The organism is Streptomyces sp. NPDC048718, assembly GCF_043198875.1.
In the GTDB taxonomy this organism is placed as follows: Bacteria; Actinomycetota; Actinomycetes; order Streptomycetales; family Streptomycetaceae; genus Streptomyces.
Map to the genome: position 1 here is coordinate 27254 of NZ_JBICVG010000021.1, position 24193 is coordinate 51446.

Consider the following 24193-nt stretch of genomic DNA (forward strand, 5'->3'; position numbering starts at 1 on the left):
CGCGCGGGAGCGCCCGGGGTGCCCGGGGCGCGGGAGCGCCCGGGGTGCCCGGGGCGCGGGAGCGCCCGGGGTGCCCGGGGCGCGGGAGCGCCCGGGGTGCCCGGGGCGCGGGAGCGCCCGGGGATTTTCCGTACGAGAGAAGGACAGTTCAGATGACCGTGATCGTCGTCAGCGGCACCGGGACCGAGATCGGCAAGACCGTCGTCACGGCCGCCCTCGCCGCGACCGCCACCGCCGCCGGGCGGAGTGTCGCCGTGCTGAAGCCCGCGCAGACCGGGCTCGGCTTCGGGGAGGCGGGAGACGCGGACGAGGCCGTGCGGCTTTCGGGCGCGATCACCGGGGCCGAACTCGCGCGATTCCCGGAGCCGTTGGCGCCCGACACGGCGGCCCGCCGGGCCGGAATGGCCCCAATCTCCCCCGGCGAGGTGGCCCAGGCGGCGCGGAAGCTGGCCACGTCGCACGACCTGGTCCTGGTGGAGGGCGCGGGCGGGCTGCTCGTGCGGTTCGACGACGAGGGCGGCACCCTCGCCGACGCGGCCCGGCTGCTCGGGGCGCCGGTCCTCGTGGTCGCTCCCGCCGGGCTCGGCACCCTCAACTCGACGGCTCTGACCGCCGAGGCGCTGCGGGCGCGCGGGATCGAGCAGACGGGTGTGGTGGTGGGCAGCTGGCCGGCCGGCCCGGACCTGGCCGCGCGGTGCAATCTGGCGGATCTGCCGAGGGCGGCGGGCGCGCCGCTGCTGGGCGCGGTGCCGCAGGGCGCGGGCGCGCTGACGCCCAGGGCGTTCCGGGCGGCGGCCCCGTCGTGGCTGGCACCCGCGCTGGGCGGCTCGTGGGACGCGGCGGCCTTCACGGCTTCCTTCGCGGCCTCGTACGCGCCCCGGGCCCCGCTCCCGGCCCCGGCTCCCACCCCGTGTGCGGAGTCCCGCGCCGAACCGGCGGCGGCCCCGGCCCGCCGTCCGTAGGCTGACGTCCATGCGCGCACGAGTTCAGGAGATCGTCTTCGACTGCGCCGGTCCGGCCGCCCTCGTACGGTTCTGGGCGGCGCTGCTCGGCGGCACCCCGGTGGACCGGAGTCCGGACTGGTCGTACGTCGACCCGCCCGGATTCGTCCGCCTTGCCTTCCAGCGGGTGCCGGAGGGCAAGGCGGCGAAGAACCGCGTCCATCTGGACGTGGAAGTGGCCGATCCGGTGGCGGCGGCCGAGGAGGTGCTGGCGCTGGGCGCGGGTAGGTCCGGCGCGCCCGTGACGGACGAACAGGGCACCTTCCAGGTCATGGTGGACCCCGAGGGCAACGAGTTCTGCTTCGTGACGGGGTAGGTTCACGAGGCCGACGTCGTCAACGAGGAGGTACCACCGTGGTGTTGCCGTTCCGATTCGCCGTCAACATGCTGGCCCCCGGCAGCGGGGACGAGTGGCGGACGCGCTGCCGCCGCGCCGAGGAACTCGGGTACGACCTGATCCTGATCGCCGACCACCTGGGCGCGCCCGCCCCCTTCCCGTCCCTGGTGGCCGCGGCCGAGACGACCACCCGGCCTCGGGTGGGCACCTTCGTCCTCAACGCGGGTTTCTACAACCCGGTGTTACTGGCCCGCGAGGTGGCGACGACCGCCGCCCTGACCGGAGGCCGGCTCGAACTCGGCCTGGGCACGGGCTATGTGGCGGCGGAGCACGAGCAAGCGGGCCTCCCCTTCCTGCCGCCCGGCCCCCGGGTAGACCATCTGGCCGCCGTGGTGAAGGAGTTGGCGAAGGAGCCGACGGCCGATGTGCCGCTGCTCATCGGCGGCAACGGGGACCGGGTCCTGGGGCTCGCCGCCCGGCACGCCCGCGTGGCGGCCTTCTCCGGCGGCCGGTTCGAGGGGACCACGGCGACCGTCCTGACCGCCGAGGAACTGGCGGCGCGCGTGGAGGCGTACGCGGGCTTCGAGAAGGAGGCCGGGCGCGTGGTACCGGCGGAGCGCAATCTGCTGCTCCAGCGGGTCGAGGTGACCGAGGACCGCGCGGCGGCGGTGGCGGAGTTCCGGCCCGCCGTGCCGTATCTCACCGAGGAACAGATCCTGGACCTGCCGATCCTGGCGGTGGGAACGGTCCGGGAGATCGCCGACCGGCTCCTCGCCCTGCGGGAGCGGCTCGGCTTCTCCTACTTCACGGTGCTGGACGACTCGATGGAGGCGTTCGGCCCGGTGATCGCGGAGTTGCGCGAGCGGGAACCCGCGCCCGGAGCCTCCTCCTGACCTTCGCGGCCGGGCACGGGCGCCCGGGAGAGACGGGAACGACCCGGCGGCGGGCCGACGGCTCAGGCCGGCGGCCCGGCCGGCCCCGTCGAACAGAAGGCGGGCCGTCTCCGCCGGGCCGAGCGCGGCCCGGCCGTCACCATGACGCTCCCGGAAGCATGCGACCCCGCGCTCCAGACCGGCCACGTCGTACGCGCCGGCCGGCGTCAGCGCGACCGGGCCCCGCAGACCGTCGGGCGGGGTCGGCTCCCCCACGCGGCCGTCGGCCGAGTACACCGTGTACTCGCCCTCGAAGACATCGATCGTCTCCAGGTGGTTCACGGCGTGGGCGGGGGACGCGAAGGCGGTCAGGCACGCGTCCCGGTCGAAGACGAGCACGGCGGCACGGGGAGGATCCAGCCCGTCACTGTGGCAGTCGCCCCGCCCTCCACCAGGCGTTCACCCGCGGGCCGCACCGTTCCACTCCGTGGAATCGGCTCGCCCGGAGCCCCGCCGGCCTGCTTGGCTCGTGCCATGAACGATCTTGACATCCGCCATGCCGCCTCCTCCGACATCGACACCGTGCTGTGGTTCTGGCGCGAGGCAGCCGAGGGCACCAGCATCAGCGACGACCGCGACGGGGTGGCCCGGCTGATCGCCCGGGACCCCGAGGCCCTGCTCCTCGCCGAGCGGGGCGGTCTCCTCGTCGGAACGGTCATCGCGGGCTTCGACGGCTGGCGGTGCTCCGCCTACCGGCTGGCCGTCCACCCCGGCCACCGCAGGCAGGGCGTCGCCACCGCTCTGCTGGAGGCGGCGGAGGCGCGCTTCGCCGCCCTGGGCGGCCGCCGCGCCGACGCCATGGTCCTGGAGGCGAACGAACCGGCCCACCAGGCGTGGGCCGCGACCGGCTACCACCGCGAGGACCACTGGCGGCGCTGGGTGAAGCCGCTGGCCACGCCCACCGACTGAACCCTTTGCCGCTCCTTTACCATGGGAGGACTCCGTCGATCATCTACCGAAAGGTGTGAGCGTCCGCCCATGGGCGAGCCTCCCAGTAGCCGTTCCCGCAACCGACATCGCGCGGTCCACCCCTCCCTGACTGATCATGGGATGCGTCGAGGGACGGAGGTGATCCGATGACCGAGGTAGTACTGCTGCTGGTCGCCCTGCTGCTGGCACTCGCGTGCGGTGGCTTCGTCGCGGCCGAGTTCTCCCTCACCACCGTCCAGCGCGGCGAGCTGGAGGCCGCCGCCGAACGCGGCGAGCGCGGCGCGGCCAGTGCCCTGAAGGCGGTCCGCTCGCTCACCTTCCAGCTCTCCGGCGCGCAGCTCGGGATCACCGTGACCAATCTGGTCGTCGGCATGCTCTCCGAGCCGTCGATCTCCAAGCTGATCCGCGGCCCCGTCGAGGCCGTCGGCCTGTCCCCCGCGGCCGCCTCCACAGTGGCCCTGATCCTCGGCACCGCGCTGTCGACCCTCGTCCTGATGGTCGTCGGCGAGCTGGTCCCCAAGAACTGGGCGATCTCCTCCCCGCTCACCGTGGTCAAGGTGGTGGCGACCCCGCAGCGGATCTTCACCGCCGCGTTCCGGCCGCTGATCAGTCATCTCAACAACACCGCCAACCGGGTGCTGCACCGGCTCGGTCTGGAGCCCACCGAGGAGCTGGCCTCCGCCCGCTCCCCGCAGGAGCTGGTCGCGCTGGCCCGTCACTCCGCCAAGGCGGGCGCGCTCGAGGCGGACACCGCCGAGCTGTTCGTCCGTACGCTCAACCTGGCCGGGCTGACGGCGGAGAACGTCATGACCCCGCGCGTCCAGGTCACGGCCCTGGAGATGCGGGCCACCGCCGAGGACGTCGCCAACGCGACCCGCGCGACCGGTCTGAGCCGTTTCCCCGTCTACCGGGGCAACCTCGACACGGTCGTCGGCATCGCCCACATCAAGGACGTGCTGGCCATACCGGCCGAGGAGCGGCCGCGCCGCCCGATCGGCGATCTGCTGCGCCAGCCGCTGCTCGTCCCGGAGAGCCTGACCGTGGACCGGCTGCTCGACCGGCTCTCGGGCAAGCAGACGATGGCCGTGGTCATCGACGAGTACGGCGGCACGGCCGGCGTCGCGACTCTGGAGGACATCGTCGAGGAGGTCGTCGGCGAGGTGCGCGACGAGCACGACCCGCACGAGACCCCCGATCTCGCTCCGGCGGGCGAGGACACCGACGGCCGCATCCTGTGGTCGGCGGACGGCGCGGCCCGCACCGACCAGCTGGAGACCATCGGCCTCAGGCTCCCGGAGGGGCCGTACGAGACCCTGGCGGGTGTGCTCGCCACCGCGCTCGGCCGGATCCCGGTCACCGGTGACCGCGTGGACCTGGCCGGCTGGCGGCTCGACGTCGTGGACGCCTCCGGGCGGCGGGCGGCGCGCGTACTGCTGCACGCCCCGACGGCGGGCGACGCCGGCCAGGACGAGGAGGCCGGCCGATGATCGTGATCCAGTTGCTGATCGGTCTGCTGACGCTGGTCGCCAACGCCTTCTTCGTCGGCGGCGAGTTCGCCCTGATCTCCGTACGCCGCAGCCAGATCGAGCCGCTCGCCGACTCCGGCGACCGGCGGGCCCGCAAGGTCGTGTGGGGTCTGGAGCACGTCTCGGCGATGCTCGCGGCCGCCCAGCTCGGCATCACGCTGTGCACCCTGGTGCTCGGCATCGTGGCCGAGCCGGCCATCGCGCACCTCCTGGAGCCGGTGTTCGACGCGGTCGGCGTACCGCACGGCCTGGTGCACCCGATCTCGTTCGTGATCGCGCTGACCCTCGCCACGTATCTGCACATGCTGCTCGGCGAGATGGTGCCGAAGAACATCGCGCTGGCCGAGCCGGTCCGCCTCGCCCTGCTCCTCGGCCCGCCGCTGGTGACCCTGGCGCGGGCACTGCGCCCGGTGATCTTCACGGTCAACGCCTTCGCCAACGGCATCCTGAAGCTGCTGCGGGTCGAGGCGAAGGACGAGGTCGCGGCCACGTTCTCGGACGACGAGCTGGCCCGGATGGTCACCGACGCCGGTGACGCCGGTCTCCTCGACGACCGGGCCACCGAGCGGCTGCACGACGCCCTCGAACTGGGCCGCCGCCCGGTGGGCGATGTCGTGATGCCGGCGGAAAGGGTCGTCTACGCGCGCGTGGGCACCACTCCGGAGGAGCTGGAGGCGCTGTCGGCGCGGTCCGGGTTCTCCCGCTTCCCGGTGCTCGACGACACCCGCCGGATCCTCGGCTACCTCCATGTGAAGGACGCCCTGGACGCCACCCCGCGCGATCTGCCGTTCCCGGTGACGGCGATGCGGCCGATCGCCCGGGTGCGGGCGTCGACCCCGATGGACGACGTACTGACGGCGATGCGGCGCAGCCGCACCCATCTCGCGGCGGTCATCGACGAGCACGGCGCGCTCGCCGGCCTGGTGACGATGGAGGACGTGCTGCGCGAGCTGGTGGGCCGGCCCGCGGCCCAGTGACCTCGCGACATGTGACGGGGAGGGGCCCCGGGGACGCGATCCCCGGGGCCCCTCCCCCGCTCCGTTCCGTTCCCCTCCCCCTGGCCGCCCGACTCCCCCGCCGGGCGGCGCATACCGCGCGGTACGATCGCTGGGCCATGGAGATGAATGCCACGTACACCAGCCTTGTCGCCGTGGGCGACAGCTTCACCGAGGGCATGTCGGACCTGCGGCCCGACGGTTCCTACCGGGGCTGGGCCGATGTCCTCGCGGGCCGGCTCGCCACCCGCGCCCCCGGCTTCCGTTACGCCAATCTCGCCGTACGCGGCAAGCTGATCGGCCAGATCGTCGACGAGCAGGTGGCCCCGGCCGCGGCCATGAAGGCCGATGTGGTGACCCTGGTCGGCGGGCTCAACGACGCCCTGCGCCCGAACTGCGACATGGGCCGGGTCCGCGGGCTGCTCGGCGAGGCCGTCGAACGGCTGGCGCCGTCCTGCGGGCAGCTCGTCCTGATGCGCAGCCCGGGCCGCAACGGCCCGGTCATGGAGCGCTTCCGGCCGCGCATGGAGCAGCTGTTCGGGTACGTGGACGAGCTGGCCGCCCGGCACGGCGCCCTGGTGGTGGACCTGTACGGCGCGCCCGCGCTCGGCGACCCGCGGATGTGGGACGTGGACCGGCTCCATCTGACGGCCGAGGGGCACCGGCGGGTGGCCGAGGCCGTGTGGCAGACCCTGGGCCTGCCGGCCGAGGAGGACTGGCGCACCCCGCTCGCGCCGGGCCCGCGCCCGCGCTGGGCGGAGCGCCGTATCGCCGACGCCCGCTTCGCCAAGGAGCACCTGGGACCCTGGATCGGCCGCCGGCTCACCGGCCGCTCGTCCGGCGACGGTCTGCCGCCCAAGCGCCCGGAGCTGCTGCCGTACGAGGGCCCGGACGCCGGCCGACCACCTCGGGGCACGGACGGAGTGACGCCCGTCTCGTAGCAACCTCCAGTCCGGACCGTGGCGCTGACCTGCATGAAAGACCAGTAGAATCTGGACATGTGACTGCTGTGACTGCGAAGCCCCGTATCCCCAACGTCCTGGCCGGCCGCTACGCCTCCGCGGAGCTCGCCGTCCTCTGGTCCCCCGAGCAGAAGGTGAAGCTGGAGCGCCGGCTGTGGCTCGCCGTGCTGCGTGCCCAGAAGGACCTCGGGATCGAGGTGCCGGACGCGGCGCTCGCCGACTACGAGCGGGTGATCGACCAGGTCGACCTGGCGTCGATCGCCGAGCGCGAGAAGGTCACCCGGCACGACGTCAAGGCCCGGATCGAGGAGTTCAACGCCCTCGCCGGTCACGAGCACGTGCACAAGGGCATGACCTCGCGCGACCTCACCGAGAACGTCGAGCAGCTCCAGATCCGGCTCTCCCTGGAGCTGATGCGGGACCGTACGGTCGCCGTCCTGGCCCGGCTCGGCAAGCTGTCCGCCGAGTACGCGGAGCTGGTCATGGCCGGCCGCTCGCACAACGTCGCCGCCCAGGCCACCACCCTCGGCAAGCGTTTCGCGACCACCGCCGACGAGCTGCTCGTGGCGTACACGCGCCTGGAGGAGCTGCTCGGCCGCTACCCGCTGCGCGGGATCAAGGGCCCGGTCGGCACCGCGCAGGACATGCTGGACCTGCTCGGCGGCGACGCGGGCAAGCTGGCCGACCTGGAGCGCCGGGTCGCCGGCCACCTGGGCTTCGCGCACGCCTTCACCTCGGTCGGCCAGGTATACCCGCGCTCGCTCGACTACGACGTGGTCACCACCCTGGTGCAGCTGGCCGCCGCCCCGTCGTCGATCGCGAAGACCATCCGGCTGATGGCGGGCCACGAGCTGGTCACCGAGGGCTTCAAGCCCGGCCAGGTCGGCTCCTCCGCGATGCCGCACAAGATGAACACCCGCTCCTGCGAGCGCGTCAACGGCCTCATGGTCATCCTGCGCGGCTACGCGTCGATGACCGGCGAGCTGTCCGGCGACCAGTGGAACGAGGGCGACGTCTCCTGCTCGGTGGTCCGCCGGGTGGCCCTGCCGGACGCGTTCTTCGCCCTGGACGGCCTGCTGGAGACCTTCCTCACCGTCCTCGACGAGTTCGGCGCCTTCCCCGCCGTCGTCGCCCGCGAGCTCGACCGCTACCTGCCGTTCCTCGCCACCACCAAGGTCCTCATGGGCGCGGTGCGCGCGGGCGTGGGCCGCGAGGTCGCGCACGAGGCCATCAAGGAGAACGCCGTGGCCTGCGCGCTGGCCATGCGCGAGCAGGGTGCCGAGCGCAACGAGCTGCTCGACAAGCTGGCCGCCGACGAGCGGATCCCGCTGGACCGCGCGCGGCTCGACGAGCTGATGGCGGACAAGCTCTCCTTCACGGGTGCCGCCGCCGACCAGGTCGCCGTCGTGGTCTCCCGGATCGAGGAGATCGCCAAGCAGCACCCGGATGCCGCGGGCTACACGCCCGGCGCGATCCTCTGACCTCTTCGGCCATGACCGCGCGCTTCTCCCCCGAGGAGCTCCAGGCCGCCCGTGACCGCATCGTCCCCGATGTGGTCGCGGGCGGTCTCTCGGTGCTCTTCTGCGGGATCAACCCGGGCCTGATGACGGCCGCGACCGGCCATCACTTCGCCCGGCCCGGCAACCGCTTCTGGCCCGTGCTGCACCTGTCCGGGTTCACTCCGCGCCGGCTGGCCCCGGCGGAGCAGGGCGAACTCCTCTCGTACGGCCTCGGCATCACCAACGTGGTGGCGCGGGCGACCGCGCGGGCCGACGAGCTGAGCGCCGAGGAGTACCGGGAGGGCGGCCGGATCCTGACCGCGAAGGTGGAGCGGCTGGCCCCGCGCCGGCTCGCGGTCGTCGGGGTGACGGCGTACCGCACGGCCTTCGGCGAGAAGAAGGCCGCGATCGGGCCGCAGGAGCGGACGATCGGCGCGACCCGGATCTGGGTCCTGCCCAACCCGAGCGGGCTGAACGCCCACTGGACGGCGGAGTCGATGGCCGAGGAGTACGCGCGGCTGCGGGAGGCGGCCGGGATGCCGGACCTGCGGGGCTGACGCCGGTCACGGCTCCCGGCGTACGGCCTGCGGCCCGCTGCCCACCCGCCGTCCCCGGCCATGTCGTTCGAGGTCCGGCCAGAGCTCGAAGGCCCGCGGAGCGCCCCAGCGGGCGGAGGAACGTACCCGGCCCGTTCCGCTTCGTACCGCTCCTCGGCGGCGGCGCGGGCGGGCCGTCGTCCGCCCGGAATCCCTCGCTGGTGGCGAGCGCGGCCCGGTGCTCTCGGTTCCGTCCGGGAAGGCATGGGTGGTCAGGGCGACGAGCCCGGTGAGGAGTCGTGCCGTCGAAGTGCGCATGGCTCCAGCGAACCGTCTCGCACTGACAGTTGGCGGGCCGTCAGCGGCACCGGCACCGAACCGGCCCCGGGGTACGGGGGACTTCTCGAAGGGCATTGAGTACCATCCGGGCAAAGAAGCGCACGAGCTGGGAGGACAGACGGTGGGGCGGCTGACCGGCGGGGATCCCTCGCTCCTGCGACGGATCAACTCCGCGGTGGTGCTCCACGCGCTGCGGGGCTCCGGCGCGCTCACACTGACGGATCTGACCCGGGTCACGGGCCTGTCCCGGCCGACGGTCGAAGGCGTGACCGAGGGCCTGATCGACGGGGGTCTGGTCGTCGAAGCGGCGCCCGAGGAGCCGGGGACACGACGCCAGGGGCGGCCCGCGCGGAGGTTCCGCTTCCGGGCGGAGGCCGGACATCTGCTGGGTGTCGAGATCGGCCCGCACCGGGTCGCCGCGCTGATCTCGGGTCTGGACGGGCGGATCGTCGGCTCCGGCGCCCGCGAGGTCGCCGACACCGCCCCGGAGGACGAGCGGCTCGACCGGGTCCGGGCCGTCGTGGCCGACGTCCTGCGCCGGACCGGGGTGCCCCGGTCGAATCTGCGGGCGGTCGGGGTCGGCACCCCGGGCATCGTGGAGGCCGACGGCACCGTGCGGCTCGGCACGGCGCTGCCGGGGTGGACCGGGCTGGCGCTGGGCGAGCGGCTGCGGCGGTCGTTCCGCTGCCCGGTGATCGTGGAGAACGACGCCAACGCGGCGGCGGTCGCCGAGCACTGGAAGGGTGCCGCGACGGACTCCGACGACATCGTGTTCGTCCTCGCGGGGCTCAGCCCGGGGGCCGGTTCGCTGATCGGCGGGCGGCTGCACCGGGGGTACGGCGGGGCGGCGGGCGAGATCGGGGCGCTGCACCTGCTCGGCCGGGGCGCCACCCCCGAGCATCTGCTGTCGACGACGGACGAGCCGCTGCACCCGCTGGACGAGCAGGCGGTCGCCGAGGTCTTCGCGCTGGCCCGGCAGGGTGACGCACGGGCCGGGGCGGCGGTGGAACGGTTCATCCAGCGACTGGTCCACGATGTGGCGGCGCTGGTCCTGGCGCTCGATCCGGAGCTGGTGGTGATCGGCGGCTGGGCGGCGGGCCTGGACGGGGTGCTCCAGCCGCTGCGCGAGGAGCTGGCCAGGTTCTGTCTGCGGCCGCCGCGGGTGGCACTGTCGATGCTGGGCGAGGCGGCGGTGGCGACGGGGGCGCTGCGTCTCGCGCTCGACCATGTGGAGGAACAGCTGTTCGCGGTGGAGGGCTCGGTGACGGCCCGCCACTGAAGGCCCGTACGCGTGATGGCCGAGGGCCCGTACACGCGATGAGAATGGCCCCGGGGCGCGTGCCCCGGGGCCATTTCCATTGTGTGCGGTGTCGGTGCGTCCCGTCCAGGGGTCGTCAGGAAGCCATGGCGAGGTCGCCGGAGTCGCCGAAGGTGAGCCGGCAGGTGTCGGCACGGTAGGTGGCGACGGAGACGGCGGCGGTACGGCCGGCCGAGAGGTAGCGGGTCGTCACGACGAGCACGGGCGAGCCGGGCAGCCGGTCCAGTTCCCGGGCGTCGTCGGCGCGGGCGGAGCCCAGCTCGACGGAGCGGTCCTGGCCGTCCAGGCTGAGCCGCTGGAGTTCGCGCAGGACGGCGCGGGCGCCCGTGGGGCCGCCGGCGGCGGCGGTCGCGGTGAGGCCCGGCACGGACAGCTCGGGAACGTAGAGGAGTTCGGCGGCGACGGGCAGACCGGCGCTGAGGCGCAGCCGGCGCACGATGTGAACGGGCTCCGCCGAACGGATGTCCAGGAGGCGGGCGACGGCGGACGGGGCCCGGCCCGCGACGCCGTCCACGGGCTGCCAGGTGTCGTCGCCGACACCGGGCCAGGCGTGTGCCGCGGTGGAGACGTCGACGCCGACGCGCGGCGGGGCGACCGTGGTGCCGACGCCTCGGCGGCGCTGGAGCCGGCCTTCCAGTTCCAGCTGCTCCAGGGCCTGCCGGAGGGTGGCGCGGGCGACGCCGAAGCGGGCCGCCAGTTCGCGCTCGTTCGGCAGGATCTCGCCGACCGCGAACTCCGTGTCGAGGGCTTCGCCGATCACGTTCCGCAGGTGCCAGTACTTCGGCTCCGGAGCTGCTTCCAGCTGCGTGGTCCCCACCCTGATCCTCCGCACGTTCGCCGTGTCCCGCGGCGTGTTTTCCGCGCCTTGTTTATTAAAGGTTCCTGCACTAACGATGCGACGATAAGGCGCCGCACACCCTTGGTCAAGACCAATCCTCCGTCAGGGAGGGGCGAACGGGGCAAGATGGTCTTGATCGTTCACGGGACGTTCGCGCGGCCGTGTCCCCGGCGCAGCACAACGCCCTCCCGGGCGTCCGGGGCGGCCCGGGAGGGCGCGGCGGGGTCGGGAGGGACGCGGCGGGCCCCGCGCCGCCGGGGTGTTCAGCCGCGTGCGAGTCCGCGCAGCTTGTCCGGGTTGCGCAGGATGTAGACACAGGCGACGAGGCCGCCCTGGACCTCGATCTGGAAGACCGCGTCGATCCGGCCGCCGACCAGACTGATCAGCGCCGTCGCGCCGTTGACCTCCTCGAAGCGGTACTCGTAGACCTCGTCCGCGCGCTGCGAGACGCCGACGAGGAACCGGCCGATCTTGCGGGCGGTCTCGATGATCCGCAGCGGCGCCTTGGCCTTGCCGCCGCTGTCGCCGACCAGCCGGGCGTCGGGCGCGAGCATCGCGAGCAGGGCGTCGAGGTCGCCGCCGGTGGCGGCGGCGAGGAACCGTTCGGTGAGATCGCGCCGCTCGGCGGGGTCGACGTCGTAGCGGGGGCGGCCCTCGTCGACGTGCTTACGCGCGCGTGCGGCCAGTTGGCGTACGGCGGCCTCGCCCCGGTCGAGGACGGCGGCGATCTCCGCGAAGGGGAAGCCGAACGCCTCGCGGAGCACGAAGACGGCGCGTTCGAGCGGCGAGAGCGATTCGAGGACGACGAGCAGGGCGAGGGAGACGGAGTCGGCGAGGAGGGCTCGTTCGGCGGTGTCGGGGACGGCGGGTCCGAAGTCGGTGACGACCGGTTCGGGCAGCCAGGGGCCGACGTAGGACTCGCGGCGGGACTGGGCCTGGCGGAGCCTGTCGATGGCGAGGCGGGTGGTGACGCGTACGAGGAAGGCACGGGGTTCGCGGACATCGCCTCGGTCGGCGGCGGACCAGCGCAGCCACGCCTCCTGCACGACGTCCTCGGCGTCGGCGGCGCGGCCGAGCATCCGGTAGGCGACGCCGGTGAGCATCGCCCGGTGAGTCTCGAACACCGCCGTCGGATCGGCCGGACCCGGCCGGTCGGCGTACCCGGCCGGGCCGGCCCCGTCGGCCACTTCGCCCGGATTGCTCTGATCGGTGGTCATCTCGGTCGGCTCCCCCATTCCCGCCGGCGGGCGGGGCGGATCCCGTCACGCCGGACGTCGTGCCCGCGACTCTACTCACCGGTAATCGCCGCTTCCGGGGTCCCCCGGCGAGACGTCGGGGCAGGGTTGCTTGGTCATATGCCAGGACGCCCTGCCCCGCACCGGCGTCAGGAGGGCCGCGCGGACAAGGCTGTTGTTCACACGGGGTTGGGCTGCCCGCCGCTCCCGGGCGCTAGGGATGGGGCCGACGGTCCCTGTTCCCCGCTTCCTGGAGGCGTTCGCATGTCCCAGTCCCTCCCCGGCCTGCCGCACGGCACCACCGGTCCGCTGCCCGCCCGCCGTACGGTGCTGCGCGGCTCCCTCGCCGTGTCCGCCGCCACGCTGGCCGCGACGGGCGGCGGGGCGCTGGCGAGTCCGGCGCTCGCCCTGTCCGGGCGGCCGTCGGCGGCCTGGGGTGTGCAGACCGGTGACGTGACGGCGCACTCGGGCCTGGTGTGGGTCCGCTCGGACCGGCCCGCCCGGATGTTCGTCGAGACCTCGTCGAGCGCGTCGTTCCGCCGGGTGCGCCGCCATCAGGGCCCGCTGCTCGGCGCCGGGACGGACTTCACCGGCACCACCGCGCTCGGCGGGCTGCCGGCCGGCGAGCAGATCCACTACCGGGTGACCCTCGCGGACCCGGACGACCCGCGCCGCACCGGCGAGCCGGTCACCGGCACCTTCCGCACCGCCCCGGACCGGCGCCGGGACGGGGTGCGGTTCCTGTGGTCGGGCGACATCGCCGGACAGGGCTGGGGCATCAACCCTGACATCGGCGGCTATCGCGCGTACGAGGAGATGCGCCGGCTCGACCCTGACTTCTTCCTGTGCAGCGGCGACTCCATCTACGCCGACGGGGTGATCGAGCCGAGCGTCACGCTGCCCGACGGCCGGGTCTGGCGGAACATCACCACCCCGGAGAAGGCGAAGGTCGCCGAGACCCTGGCCGAGTACCGGGGCAACTTCCGCTACAACCTGCTCGACCACAACGTGCGCGCGTTCAACGCCCAGGTCCCCTCGATCGTCCAGTGGGACGACCACGAGGTGCGCAACAACTGGTACCCGGGCCAGATCCTGGACGACGCCCGCTACACGGAGAAGAGCATCGACGTCCTCGCGGCCCGCGCCTCGCGCGCGTTCGCCGAGTACACGCCGGTGTCCACGCTCCACGCGCGCGGGGGCGCGAACCGGGTGGAGGGACGGGTGCACCGGGTGGTGCGCCACGGCCCGCTGCTCGATGTGTTCGTGCTCGACATGCGCTCGTACCGCAACGCCAACTCGCCCGGCCGGCAGGCCGACGACACGGTGGGCATCCTGGGCGCCGAGCAGCTCACGTGGCTGAAGCGGGAGCTGAAGCAGTCGCGCGCGGTGTGGAAGGTGATCGCCGCCGACATGCCGCTGGGGCTCGTGGTGACCGACGGGGCCACCGACTTCGAGGCGGTCGCGCAGGGCGACCCGGGCGCGCCGCTCGGCCGTGAACTCCAGATCGCCGAACTGCTGCGGTTCATCAAGCACCAGCGGATCACCGGCACGGTGTGGCTGACGGCGGACGTGCACTACACCTCGGCGCAGCACTACGCCCCGGAGCGGGCGGCGTTCCGGGACTTCGCGCCGTTCTGGGAGTTCGTCTCCGGGCCGCTTGCGGCGGGCGGCTTCCCCGCGAACGCGCTGGACCCGACGTTCGGCCCGGAGCGGGTGTTCGTGCGGGCACCGCGGCGGGCCAATGTCTCGCCGATGGAGAGCCCGCAGTACTTCGGCGAGGTCGACATCGACGGCGACAGCGGGGAGCTGACGGTGCGGCTGCGCGCCGAGGGTGGTCTGGTGCTCTTCTCGAAGGTGCTCCAGCCGGGCCGCGTCGGCCAGTAGACGCCCCGTCACCGCGGGTCGGACGGGGTGCGGGCGGGGTTCGAGTGGGTTGCGGGCGGGGGGCCGGGAGGGGGCGGGAGGGCGTTCACGGTCGATTGTCAGTGCCGGGTCCTACCGTCTTTTCCATGACTCGATCCGTACAGGCGCTCGCCTACGCACGCCCGTCCGCCCTGGAGTCCGCGGGCTCCGGGCGGCTGCTCGGCCTGGAGACGGCCGGGGGCCTCACGCCGCGCGGTGCCGAGGCCCATCCCCGGTTCTTCGCCGGGTTTCTGACCTCCCCGCAGATCACCGCGCGGGGACTGCTGGCCGTCGCGGACGTGGCCTCGGCCCGCTATCACCAGCGGATGCGGCCGGGTTCGCTGGACCCGGTGGTGACGGGCAACGGCGACCGGCTCCGGTTCGAGTCCTTCTCGGGCTGCGGCGGGGTGTACGCGCGCCTCGACGTGCTGAGCGCGGGGCTCGACGGCGCGGAGACCGGGCACGGCACGACCAACGTGGACGTCAACAATCCGCTGCGGGAGGCGCTGTCGCGGCTCACCGGGGACGATCCGCTGCATCTGCGGGTCGGGCCGGAGGAGTTGGCGGTGACCACGCTCGACGGGCCGGTCGTGGAGAAGAAGGTGCCGCTGCCGGACCGCTGGCTGCGCGGCTTCGCGGAGGCGCAGGTCGCGTCGGCGGGGTTCGACCTGCGGGCGGAGCTGTCGGGGGCGGAGGCGGTGCGGTTCCTGCGGTCGCTGCCGCGCTCGGGGGCGCGGGGCCGGGGACCCCTGTGGGTGGTGCCGACGGGGCGGACGCTGCGGCCGACGACCCGGCCGGTCGCGGGCGCGGTGTGTCTGGCGGGGCCGGACCGGCTGGTCGCGCTGGAGCGGGTGCTGCGGCACGCGACGGCCCTGCGGGTGTACGGGCCGGTGCCGGACGGGCGGCCCGTGCCGAGCGCCTGGGAGATCACCCTGCCGGGGATGCGGCTCACGCTGACGCTCTCCCCCGACCCGGCGCGCGGATTCTCCGGCGAGGGCGGTGTCCTGGAGGCGCTGGCCACCGAGGAGGCCGCCGGGGACGCGGAGCTGGTCGCGGTACTGCTGGCCTGGGAGCCGCGGATCGACACGGCCGAGCTGGCCGAGCGGTCGGGGCTGAGCTCGGCGCGGGTGCGGGCGGCGCTGACCCACCTCGGCACGGCGGGGCGGGTGGGGTACGACGTGGCGGACGCCGCGTACTTCCACCGGGAGCTGCCGTACGACGCGGATCGCGCCGAGCGGCACAATCCGCGTCTCGTCGACGCGCGGAGGCTGCTGGCCGAGGGCGCGGTGACGCCGGGCGGCGGCCCGGCCGGGGAGCCGGCGTCGGTGGTGTCGGGTGAACGGACCTATCGGATACGGGAGTCGGCGGACGGCCGGCTGAGCTGCACCTGCGCGTGGTGGGCGGAGTACCGGGGCCGGCGCGGGCCGTGCAAGCACGCGCTGGCGGTGCGGATGGCCCGGCGCGGGGTGCGCGCCGGGGCGCTGGCGGAGACGGGCGTGAGGGGTGCGCGATGACGACGGGGAGCGGTACGGCGATGACGACGATGGCGACGACGAGTACGACGGACACGGGGGCGGACGTGGCGACGGACGTGGCGACCGGCGCGGGCGCGGAGTTGATGGCCGCGGTGCGGGCGGGGCGGCATGCCGAGATTCCGCGGCTGCTGGAGCCGCTGGACCCGGCGGCACGCAAGGCTCTCCTCGGGGAGCTGAAGGAGCTGCGCAAGGAGGTACGGGGCTGGGGCTGGGACCGCTGGCGCGTGCAGGAAACGGTGCGGCGCGCGCTGTGGGTGGCCGGAGCGGGATGTCACTCGGGCGCCGCCGCGGCGGCCGGGTGGATCGGCTCGCGTGAACTGACGGGTTGGGGCGAGTCGTACGGCCACCTCGTCCTCGATGTCCTGGAAGGCCGGGACACCGAATGGCTCGGGGATCTGGCGTGCCGACTGGCGGAGCGTCCGGCCACGGCCGAGGAGCAGTACGGCCTGGTGCACGCGCTGGTGGTGCGCTCGGGCGGCCCGGTTCCGGTCTCCGAGGGGTACGTGCGGGGCTGGACGCGGACGTGGACATGGGCCGAGGGTGAGCCCGTGGACCGGCTGCGGGCCGACCCGCACACGCCCCTGCTCGTCCCCCGGGTGATCGAGCTGACCGAGACGCCCGAGGCTCTCGCCTGGCCGATGGGCCCGGCCGGGGAGGCTCCCTGGCCGAGCGCGCTGAAGGCGCTCGCCGACGAGGGGATCCTGGACCGGGCGGCGCTGGCCGACGCCTGTGTGTCCCGGCTGCTGCGCGGTGGCCGGCCGCGTGACCTGCGCTTCCCGCTGGCGCTGCTCCAGGCCCTCGGCACGACGGCAAAGGAGCGGCGCGGGCGGATCGCGGACTGGCTCGGCATGGTGGCGGACGGTCCGTCGCCGGTCGCCGGGTACGCGCAGGAGGTGCTGGGTGAACTGGCCCTGGACGGCGGGCTCGGGACGCGGGAGCTGGCGGAGATGTCCGGCGCGGTGCTGTTCCGCACGGAGAAGAAACTGGTCCGGGCGCAGCTGACACTGCTGGGCAAGGTGCTGCGGAAGGACCCCGGGGCGGCTGCGGAGCTGCTGCCGGTGATCACGGACGCGTTCGGGAACGAGGATACCGTGATCCAGGAGCGGGCGCTCGCCCTGGTGGGCCGTCATCTGGCGGACGTGGAGGCCGGGGTGCGGGCGGAGCTGGCGGGCGCGGTGGAGCTGCTGAGCCCGGTGCACCGGACGGCCGCGGCGGAGCTGTTCGGGGTGAGCGTTCCGGTGGCGGCCGCCCCGTACGAGGAGGTACTGCCCCCGGTGCCGGAGCCGGCTCCGGTGGCGCCCGCCGCGGAGACGGTCGCCGAGCTGGTGGCGGACCTGGTCGCCCTGGAGCGGCATCCGTACGAGTCGCTGGAGGAGTTCGAGCGGGCGCTGGACGGGGTCGTCCGCCATGCGTACCACGACCGGGAGACGCTGGCGGCGGCCGTCCGGGAGGCGTTCGCGGGGTCGTACCGGCTGGAGTCCGCCGACCATGTGACCGATGGATCGCACGGCGTCCACACCGTGCTCGCCGCGCTGCTCGGCACGGTGCGGCCCGGGAAGCTCGACATCGCCCGCAGACGGCCCGGCGGTACGCCGTCCTGTGCGCACCAGGCGCTGACCCGGACGATCGACACCCGGATATGGGAGGCGGCATGGCAGGTGGTCTCGGCCGCGCCGGTGCCGTTCCTGCTGGCCACGCCCACCCTGCACACGGGGGCGATCGAGCCGATGGCGCTGGTGGAGCGGCTGCGCGTCTACCGGGACGCCGGCGTCGAGCCGCTGCCGGTGGACCTGGCGCAGGCGCTGCTGCGGATACGGAAGGCCGATCCGTCGGCGGCGGAGGCCGCCGGTGAGGCGGCGGCGCTCGGCACCCGGGCGGGCGGGCGGCTCGCGGACTGGCTGACGGCGGACGAGCCGCTGACGCCCGGGCTGCGGCTGCTGTCCCGGAGCGGGACCGCGTCGGGCGGCGGGTGGTGGCTCGCGGACCGGCTGGTGATGACGGTCCGGGAGCGGCGGGTGATCCGGGAGGAGTTCCCGGAGGTGTTCGCCTGGCTGGGTGCCTCCCTGACGGACATCACGCGCGGCTGCCACCAGTACCACTGGTCCGGGCTGAGTCCGCTGTGGCCGGGGGTGCTGCCGGACGACCGGGAGACGCTGGCGTCCTGGTTGCTGCCTTCGGTGGCGGGCGGGGCCGAGCGGGAGGAGCGCGGGGCGGCGTCGGTGCTGACGGCGCTGGCGGAGGCGGACGGTCCGGTGGGTCCGGCCACGCATCTGGCGGTCGCGCTCGGCCTGGGCTGCCGTCACGCGGAGGACCGGCTGGCGGCGGTGGACGCGCTGCTGGTCCTGGCGTCGCGCGGGGAGCTGGACCCGGCGCTGCTGGGTACGCGGCTCGCGGAACTGGTGGCCGACGGGACGGTGAAGCCGAACCGGCTGGCCGACGCGGCCCGTACGGCCGCCGCGACGGGGGCGTACGCCACGGTCCTCGCCGTACTCGTGGAGCTGTTGCCGGGGCTGTTCGGCACGGAGCGGGCGGTACGCGGGGCCGGGGATGTGGTCGCGGTGGCCGCGGAGTGCGCGGAGCGGTGCGGCGGGCGGCCCGGGGAGATCGCGGGGCTCGCGCGGGCGGCGGACCGGCCGGGTTCCTCGCAGCTGGTGACGCAGGCGCGGCGGCTGCGGGCCGCGCTCGGGAGCGCTGCCGATCGGGTGACGTCAGAAGTGGCCGAAACCTGCCAGTAAAGGGACAGATCGTCCCTTAACCCATCGGACACAAAGTGTTCGCGGCGACGCAACACCGCTGGGCCACAGTGAGGTCATGACCGACTCGCACCCTGCCCGAAGCGCCCGTCCCCGAAGTGCCCGCCGGGTCCCGCACTGGCGGCACGACATGATCGAGCTGGCCGCGATGTTCACGGCGGTGGTGGTGGCCGACTCCCTCGCCAAGACCGTCGCCAAGGGGCCGGACGGCCCGTATCTGCTGGTCTTCTCGGCGATCGCGCTGATCGCCACGGCCGCCTTCCACACCTGGTGGGCCCGCCGGCACAGTCACGCGCCGCCCACCGGCGATCCCGGCGGCAGCGGGGAGCGATCCCCGCTGCCGCCGGCCGCCGTGTCCGGCAGCGTCCCCACCCCCGTGGGGGACCCTGCCGGAGCGGACCCGACGGGCACGGACCCGGCGGGAACGGACCCGGCGGGAGCGAGCCCGGCGGGCACGGCGCTGTGGCGGCTGCGCACCACCGTCCGTGACACACCAGGCAGTCTGGCCGCCCTGTGCACGGTGCTCGCCCGGCACGAGGTCGACATCGTGGCCCTGCAGACCCACCCGCTCGCCGACGGCACGGTCGACGAGTTCCTCCTGCGGGCGCCCGCGGACCTTGTGGCGCAGACCCTCGACCGGGCGGTCGGCGCGGCCGGCGGCACCGGCACCTGGACCGAGCGAGCCGACGCCCACGATCTGGTGGACGCGCCGACCCGGGTGCTCGGACTCGCCACCCGCACCGCTCTCGACTCCGCCGAACTACCCCTGGCTCTGCGCCAGTTGCTCGGCAGGTGCACCCTGCGTTCGGTGCCTCCCACCTCGCTGGGCGGGCGGCCGTCCGGCGTGGTGGCCCCCGTGGAGGGCGTCCTGGCGAAGACCACGATGCGGCTGCGCGATCCCGACGGGGGCACCCTGATCATCGAGCGCCCCTATCTGCCGTTCACTCCCACCGAGTTCGCCCGCGCCCGGGCACTGGTCGAACTCGACGCCCGGCTCGGCCCGCGCGTCCCGCCCCACCGGGCGGTGCTCACCCTGACCAAGGGCGAACGGATCACGGTCCGCCGTGCCGACCGGCGCGACCTTTCGGCCGCCCGCGCCCTGCACGACCGCTGCTCGGCCCGCAGCCTGCGGGCCCGCTACCACGGCCCGGTCGCCGACGCCGACCGCTATCTGGACCATCTGCTCAGCCCGCGCTTCGGCCGTACGCTCGCGGCGCAGACGGCCTCCGGGCGGATCGTCGCCCTCGGCCATCTGCTCTGGGACGGCGACGAGACCGAGATCGCCCTGCTCGTCGAGGACGGCTGGCAAAGGCGCGGCATCGGCGCCGAACTCCTGCGCCGGCTGGTGGCGATGGCGGGCGAGGCGGGCTCCGCGAGCGTGTACGCGGTGACCCAGGCGTCCAACACCGGCATGGTGGCGGCCATGCGGGCGCTGCGGCTGCCGCTCGACTACCAGGTCGAGGAAGGCACGCTCGTCATCACCGCCCGGCTGACCCCCCAGCCGGCGCCCGCCACCCCCGCCGCCGCCCCCGGCGGCGACCCCGGCGGCGACCCCGCCGTGGAACCTGCGGAGACGGCGGGGACGGCACCGGGCCAAGGGGCCAAGCGCCGCTGACCCGGCGCCGCGAGACCGCGAGGCACGGAAGGGGCACTGAGAGGGGGTACGGAATCAGACGCCCACGGTCTCCGCCCGGTACGGGGAGCCGGCCTCCTCCGCCGCCTCGCCGGGCATCGCGCCCAGGGCCTGGGACAGATCGCTCCACAGGTCCTCGACATCCTCCAGACCGACCGACATCCGCAGCAGCCGGTCGCCGATCCCGTATTCGTGTCGGTCACCGGCGTCCACGATGCGATGGCTGATCGAGGCCGGGTGCTGGATCAGGGTGTCGACGCTGCCGAGGCTGACCGCCGGGGTGACGAGCCGGACCCCGGCGATCACCTCGTGCGGGTCGCCGTGTGTCTCGAAGGCGATCATCGCGCCGCCGATGCGCGGATAGTGCACCCGGGCGATCCGCGGATCGGCGGCGAGCCGGCGGACCAGTTCGGCCGCCGTCGCCGAGGCCGCCCTCACCCGTACCGGAAGCGTCGACAGACCCCGCAGCAGCAGATACCCGGCGAGCGGGTGGAGCACCCCGCCGGTGGCGAACCGCACCTGACGCAGCGGCCCGGCCAGTTCCTCGTCGCAGGCGACCACCCCGCCCATGACGTCGCCGTGACCGCCCAGGTACTTGGTGGCACTGTGCAGCACCATCCGGGCGCCCAGCTCGATCGGCCGCTGGAGGACCGGGGTCGCGAAGGTGTTGTCGACGAGCAGCGGCACCGAGCCGCAGGAGTCGGCGAGGGCGCGGATGTCGACCTCGGCGAGGGTCGGATTGGCGGGCGTCTCGACCATCACCAGACCGGTGTCGGGCCGGACGGCACCGGCGACGCCGGCCGGATCGGTCCAGGTGACCTCGGTGCCGAGCAGACGTGAGTTCAGCAGGTGGTCGCTGCATCCGTAGAGCGGGCGGACGGCGACGACATGCCGCAGACCGAAGCTCGCCCGGCTGAGCAGGACGGCGCTGAGCGCGGCCATGCCGCTGGCGAAGGCGACCGAGGACTCCGTGCCCTCCAGACGGGCGAGGGCGGTCTCGAAACGGTCCGTCGTCGGGTTGCCGAGCCGGGCGTAGACCGGCGAACCCTCCGGCAGGGCGCCGCAGGTGGCGAACGCGTCGATACGGGCGGCCTCCTCCCGGGCGTCGTGCGACGGGTAGGTGGTGGACAGATCGAGCGGCGGTGCGTGCAGCCCCAGTTCCGCGAGGTCGTCGCGGCCTGCGTGCACGGCTTCGGTGGCCAGGGCCCGGATGGGGGCGGCGGCCGACGGAGAGGAGACGAAGGCGTCCATGGAGGTGTCCATGCGCGGAACTGTGAACGAAAACCGGCCGGTAATGGCCAAATCCCGTGCTACGTTCGGCCGATGGCCGATTCTGTCGTACTGGACACGGTCGATCTGCACATTCTTCGCCTCCTGCAGAACGACGCCCGGACCACCTATCGGGCACTCGCCGCCGAGGTCGGAGTCGCCGCCTCCACCTGTCTGGACCGAGTGACCCGGCTGCGCCGCACCGGAGTGGTTCTCGGGCACCAGCTACAACTGAATCCGGCCAAACTCGGCCGGAGCCTGGAGGCACTGCTCCTCGTCCAGGTACGCCCGCACCGGCGCGAGTTGATCGGTCCGTTCGTGGAACGGATCAGGGCCCTGCCGGAGTCCCGGGCGCTGTTCCATCTCACCGGTCCGGACGACTATTTGATCCATGTGGCCGTGGCGGACCCCGCCGACCTGCAACGACTGGTGCTCGACGAGTTCACGTCACGGCGCGAGGTGGCCCGGGTGGAGACCCGGCTGATCTTCCAGCAGTGGGAGTGCGGTCCGCTGCTGCCACCCGTCCCCGGTGCTCATTTGTCAGCCGACTCGCTTCGCGGGAGATCGTCCGAGGGTGACGCGGCAACGGCGAACGGGCCAGGATGAGTTCATGCCAGAGACTTCCCGCATCGTGCTCCCCCGCCAGGTCGCCGACGACTACGTCGACGCGCTTATCGAACTCGACCCGATCACCGGAACCTATCTGGGAGTCCGGGAGAGCGCGGGTCGGCTGCCCGACTTCTCCCCCGCCGGCCAAGAGGCCCTGGCCACGCTCGCCCGGCGCACCTTGGAACGGCTCGACGAGGCCGAGCGGCACCCCGGCGCGCAGGAGGAGGCCGAACGGCGCTGCGCCCGGCTGCTGCGGGAGCGGCTGACGGCCCAGCTCCTCGTCCACGACGCGGGCGAGAACCTGTGCACGGTGAGCAATCTGCGCTCCCCCGCGCACAGTGTGCGGATCTCCTTCACCGTGATGCCGACGGCGACCGTGGCGGACTGGGCGGCCGTCGCCGCCCGGCTGAGCGCGGTTCCGGCGGCACTCGACGGCTATCGGGAGTCGCTGGCGCTCGGTCTGGAACGGGGCATGCGGGGCGGGCCGCGGGCCACGGGGACCTTTGTCGAGCAGCTCACCGAGTGGGCGGGCGAGGCGGGCCCCCAGGGCGACAGCGGCTCGGCCGGTACGGACGGCTCGGCCGGTACGGACGGTTCGGCCGAGGGGGCCGGCCGCGGCTGGTTCGCGGCCTTCGCGAGCGAGGCCGACGCCCCGGACGAGGTCGGCGCGAGCGGTGGCGGTGCGAGCGGTGGTACGGGTGGCGGCACGGACGAGGTCGTACCCGAGGAGCTGCGCCGGGAGCTGGCCGCGGCGGGGGCGGCCGCCGACCGGGCGGTCGCCGCCCTGCGCGACTGGATGCGGGACGTGTACGCCCCGGCCGTGGCCGGCGCGCCCGACACCGTCGGCCGGGAACGCTACCGGCGCTGGTCGCGCTTCTTCAACGGCACCGACCTGGACCTCGATCTGGCGTACGCGTACGGCTGGTCCGAGTACCACCGGCTGCTCGGCGAGATGCGGCACGAGGCCGAGCGGATCCTGCCCGGTGCCGACCCGTGGCAGGCACTGGCCCACCTCGACGAGCACGGCGCGCACATCGAGGGCGTGGCCGAGGTGCGCGAGTGGCTACAGCGCCTGATGGACGAGGCGATCGAGGCGCTCGACGGCACCCACTTCGAACTGGCCGAGCGGGTACGGCGGGTGGAGTCGCGGATCGCCCCGCCGGGCGGCGCGGCGGCCCCGTACTACACCGGCCCTTCCGAGGACTTCTCCCGCCCCGGCCGTACCTGGCTGCCGGTGGACGGGCAGTCCCGCTTCCCGGTGTACGACCTGGTGTCCACCTGGTACCACGAGGGCGTCCCGGGCCATCACCTCCAGCTCGCGCAGTGGGCGCACGTGGCCGACCGGCTGTCCCGGTACCAGGCGACGGTCGGGAAGATCAGCGCCAACACCGAGGGCTGGGCGCTGTACGCGGAGCGGCTGATGGACGAGCTGGGCTTCCTGAAGGACCCGGAGCGGCGGCTCGGCTACCTGGACGCGCAGATGATGAGGGCGTGCCGGGTGATCGTGGACATCGGCATGCACCTGGGCCTGGAGATCCCGGCGGACTCCCCGTTCCGGCCGGGCGAGCGGTGGACGCCGGAGCTGGCCCAGGAGTTCTTCCAGCGTCACAGCAGCCGGCCGCCGGCGTTCGTGGAGAGCGAGATGACCCGCTATCTGTCGATGCCGGGGCAGGCGATCGGCTACAAGCTCGGCGAGCGCGCCTGGCTGCTCGGCCGCGCCAACGCGCGGGCCGCACACGGCGACGCGTTCGACGCGAAGGCCTGGCACATGGCGGCGCTGTCGCAGGGGCCGCTGGGGCTCGACGACCTGGTGGAGGAGATCTCGAAGCTCTGAACGGGCGACGGGACGGAGGAAGTCGGAACGCGCGGCCCGGACGGGCGACGGACCGGGCCGGGCAACGAACCGGCGACGGACCGGGCGGCCAACGGACCGGGCCGGTGACGGAACGGGCTGGGCCGCTGGGCCGGCGCGGCCGTGAGAGGGCGATTAATGCCCTCCGCGCGTTTCACGGTGCGGCCCGGCCAGGGTGACGCGAGCGGTTTC

At 74.0% G+C, this 24193-nt stretch carries 19 protein-coding genes; 16 read left to right on the plus strand and 3 right to left on the minus strand.

Annotated elements, in window-relative coordinates; translation table 11 throughout:
• Positions 1–152: 152 nt before the first annotated feature.
• From bioD to ACGFRB_RS30310, 10 genes are all read left to right on the plus strand, one after another.
• Positions 153–962 (plus strand): dethiobiotin synthase, encoded by an 810-nt coding sequence (gene bioD, locus ACGFRB_RS30265; RefSeq protein ID WP_393247578.1) that lies wholly within the window; start codon positions 153–155, stop codon positions 960–962.
• Positions 963–972: 10 nt separating this feature from the next.
• A complete protein-coding gene (locus tag ACGFRB_RS30270; protein WP_393247580.1) occupies positions 973–1317 on the plus strand; it encodes a VOC family protein in 345 nt (114 codons plus the stop codon).
• A 38-nt stretch (positions 1318–1355) separates the two neighbouring features.
• Positions 1356–2231, plus strand: coding sequence for a TIGR03621 family F420-dependent LLM class oxidoreductase (locus ACGFRB_RS30275; RefSeq protein ID WP_393247583.1), 876 nt, complete (start codon positions 1356–1358; stop codon positions 2229–2231).
• A 513-nt stretch (positions 2232–2744) separates the two neighbouring features.
• The gene (locus tag ACGFRB_RS30280) at positions 2745–3179 is read left to right on the plus strand and encodes a GNAT family N-acetyltransferase (protein ID WP_393247585.1); all 435 of its coding nucleotides are present in this window, start codon (positions 2745–2747) and stop codon (positions 3177–3179) included.
• Between the two features lie 167 nt (positions 3180–3346).
• On the plus strand, positions 3347–4687 hold the full coding sequence (locus ACGFRB_RS30285) for a hemolysin family protein (protein ID WP_393247587.1): 1341 nt from the start codon (positions 3347–3349) through the stop codon (positions 4685–4687).
• The gene (locus ACGFRB_RS30290; RefSeq protein ID WP_363007773.1) at positions 4684–5703 is read left to right on the plus strand and encodes a hemolysin family protein; all 1020 of its coding nucleotides are present in this window, start codon (positions 4684–4686) and stop codon (positions 5701–5703) included. The genes ACGFRB_RS30285 and ACGFRB_RS30290 overlap by 4 nt, the downstream gene beginning before the upstream one ends.
• A 137-nt stretch (positions 5704–5840) precedes the next feature.
• Positions 5841–6662: an SGNH/GDSL hydrolase family protein gene (locus tag ACGFRB_RS30295; protein WP_393247589.1), complete on the plus strand. Its 822-nt coding sequence runs from the start codon at positions 5841–5843 to the stop codon at positions 6660–6662.
• 59 nt (positions 6663–6721) lie between these two features.
• Positions 6722–8164 (plus strand): adenylosuccinate lyase, encoded by a 1443-nt coding sequence (gene purB / locus ACGFRB_RS30300; RefSeq protein WP_393247591.1) that lies wholly within the window; start codon positions 6722–6724, stop codon positions 8162–8164.
• 11 nt (positions 8165–8175) lie between these two features.
• Entirely contained in the window at positions 8176–8739 is a 564-nt protein-coding gene (gene mug / locus ACGFRB_RS30305; RefSeq protein WP_393247593.1) for a G/U mismatch-specific DNA glycosylase, read from the plus strand.
• Positions 8740–9178: 439 nt separating this feature from the next.
• Positions 9179–10336: an ROK family transcriptional regulator gene (locus ACGFRB_RS30310; protein ID WP_393247595.1), complete on the plus strand. Its 1158-nt coding sequence runs from the start codon at positions 9179–9181 to the stop codon at positions 10334–10336.
• Between the two features lie 115 nt (positions 10337–10451).
• On the opposite strand, the gene ACGFRB_RS30315 is transcribed toward ACGFRB_RS30310, so the two are convergent.
• Both ACGFRB_RS30315 and sigJ read right to left on the minus strand, forming a co-directional pair.
• Entirely contained in the window at positions 10452–11192 is a 741-nt protein-coding gene (locus tag ACGFRB_RS30315; RefSeq protein ID WP_393247597.1) for a GntR family transcriptional regulator, read from the minus strand.
• A gap of 284 nt (positions 11193–11476) precedes the next feature.
• The gene (gene sigJ, locus ACGFRB_RS30320) at positions 11477–12430 is read right to left on the minus strand and encodes an RNA polymerase sigma factor SigJ (RefSeq protein WP_393247599.1); all 954 of its coding nucleotides are present in this window, start codon (positions 12428–12430) and stop codon (positions 11477–11479) included.
• A 282-nt stretch (positions 12431–12712) separates the two neighbouring features.
• On the opposite strand from sigJ, the gene ACGFRB_RS30325 reads away from it, so the two are divergent.
• From ACGFRB_RS30325 to ACGFRB_RS30340, 4 genes are all read left to right on the plus strand, one after another.
• Positions 12713–14332 (plus strand): alkaline phosphatase D family protein, encoded by a 1620-nt coding sequence (locus ACGFRB_RS30325; RefSeq protein WP_393247601.1) that lies wholly within the window; start codon positions 12713–12715, stop codon positions 14330–14332.
• Positions 14333–14457: 125 nt separating this feature from the next.
• Positions 14458–15864: an SWIM zinc finger family protein gene (locus tag ACGFRB_RS30330; protein ID WP_393247603.1), complete on the plus strand. Its 1407-nt coding sequence runs from the start codon at positions 14458–14460 to the stop codon at positions 15862–15864.
• Entirely contained in the window at positions 15861–18620 is a 2760-nt protein-coding gene (locus ACGFRB_RS30335) for a DUF6493 family protein (RefSeq protein WP_393247605.1), read from the plus strand. The genes ACGFRB_RS30330 and ACGFRB_RS30335 overlap by 4 nt, the downstream gene beginning before the upstream one ends.
• Positions 18621–18696: 76 nt before the next feature.
• Positions 18697–20253, plus strand: a complete 1557-nt coding sequence (locus ACGFRB_RS30340) for a GNAT family N-acetyltransferase (RefSeq protein WP_393247606.1) — start codon at positions 18697–18699, stop codon at positions 20251–20253.
• Between the two features lie 54 nt (positions 20254–20307).
• Here ACGFRB_RS30340 and ACGFRB_RS30345 read toward each other — a convergent pair whose 3' ends face one another.
• Positions 20308–21522, minus strand: coding sequence for a trans-sulfuration enzyme family protein (locus ACGFRB_RS30345; RefSeq protein ID WP_393247710.1), 1215 nt, complete (start codon positions 21520–21522; stop codon positions 20308–20310).
• 72 nt (positions 21523–21594) lie between these two features.
• Between ACGFRB_RS30345 and ACGFRB_RS30350 the strand changes: the two genes are divergently transcribed.
• Both ACGFRB_RS30350 and ACGFRB_RS30355 read left to right on the plus strand, forming a co-directional pair.
• Entirely contained in the window at positions 21595–22146 is a 552-nt protein-coding gene (locus ACGFRB_RS30350) for an Lrp/AsnC family transcriptional regulator (protein WP_393247608.1), read from the plus strand.
• Between the two features lie 4 nt (positions 22147–22150).
• Positions 22151–23983 carry a DUF885 domain-containing protein gene (locus ACGFRB_RS30355; RefSeq protein ID WP_393247610.1) on the plus strand — a complete coding sequence of 611 codons (1833 nt, stop codon included), beginning with the start codon at positions 22151–22153 and terminating at the stop codon, positions 23981–23983.
• Positions 23984–24193 lie beyond the last annotated feature (210 nt).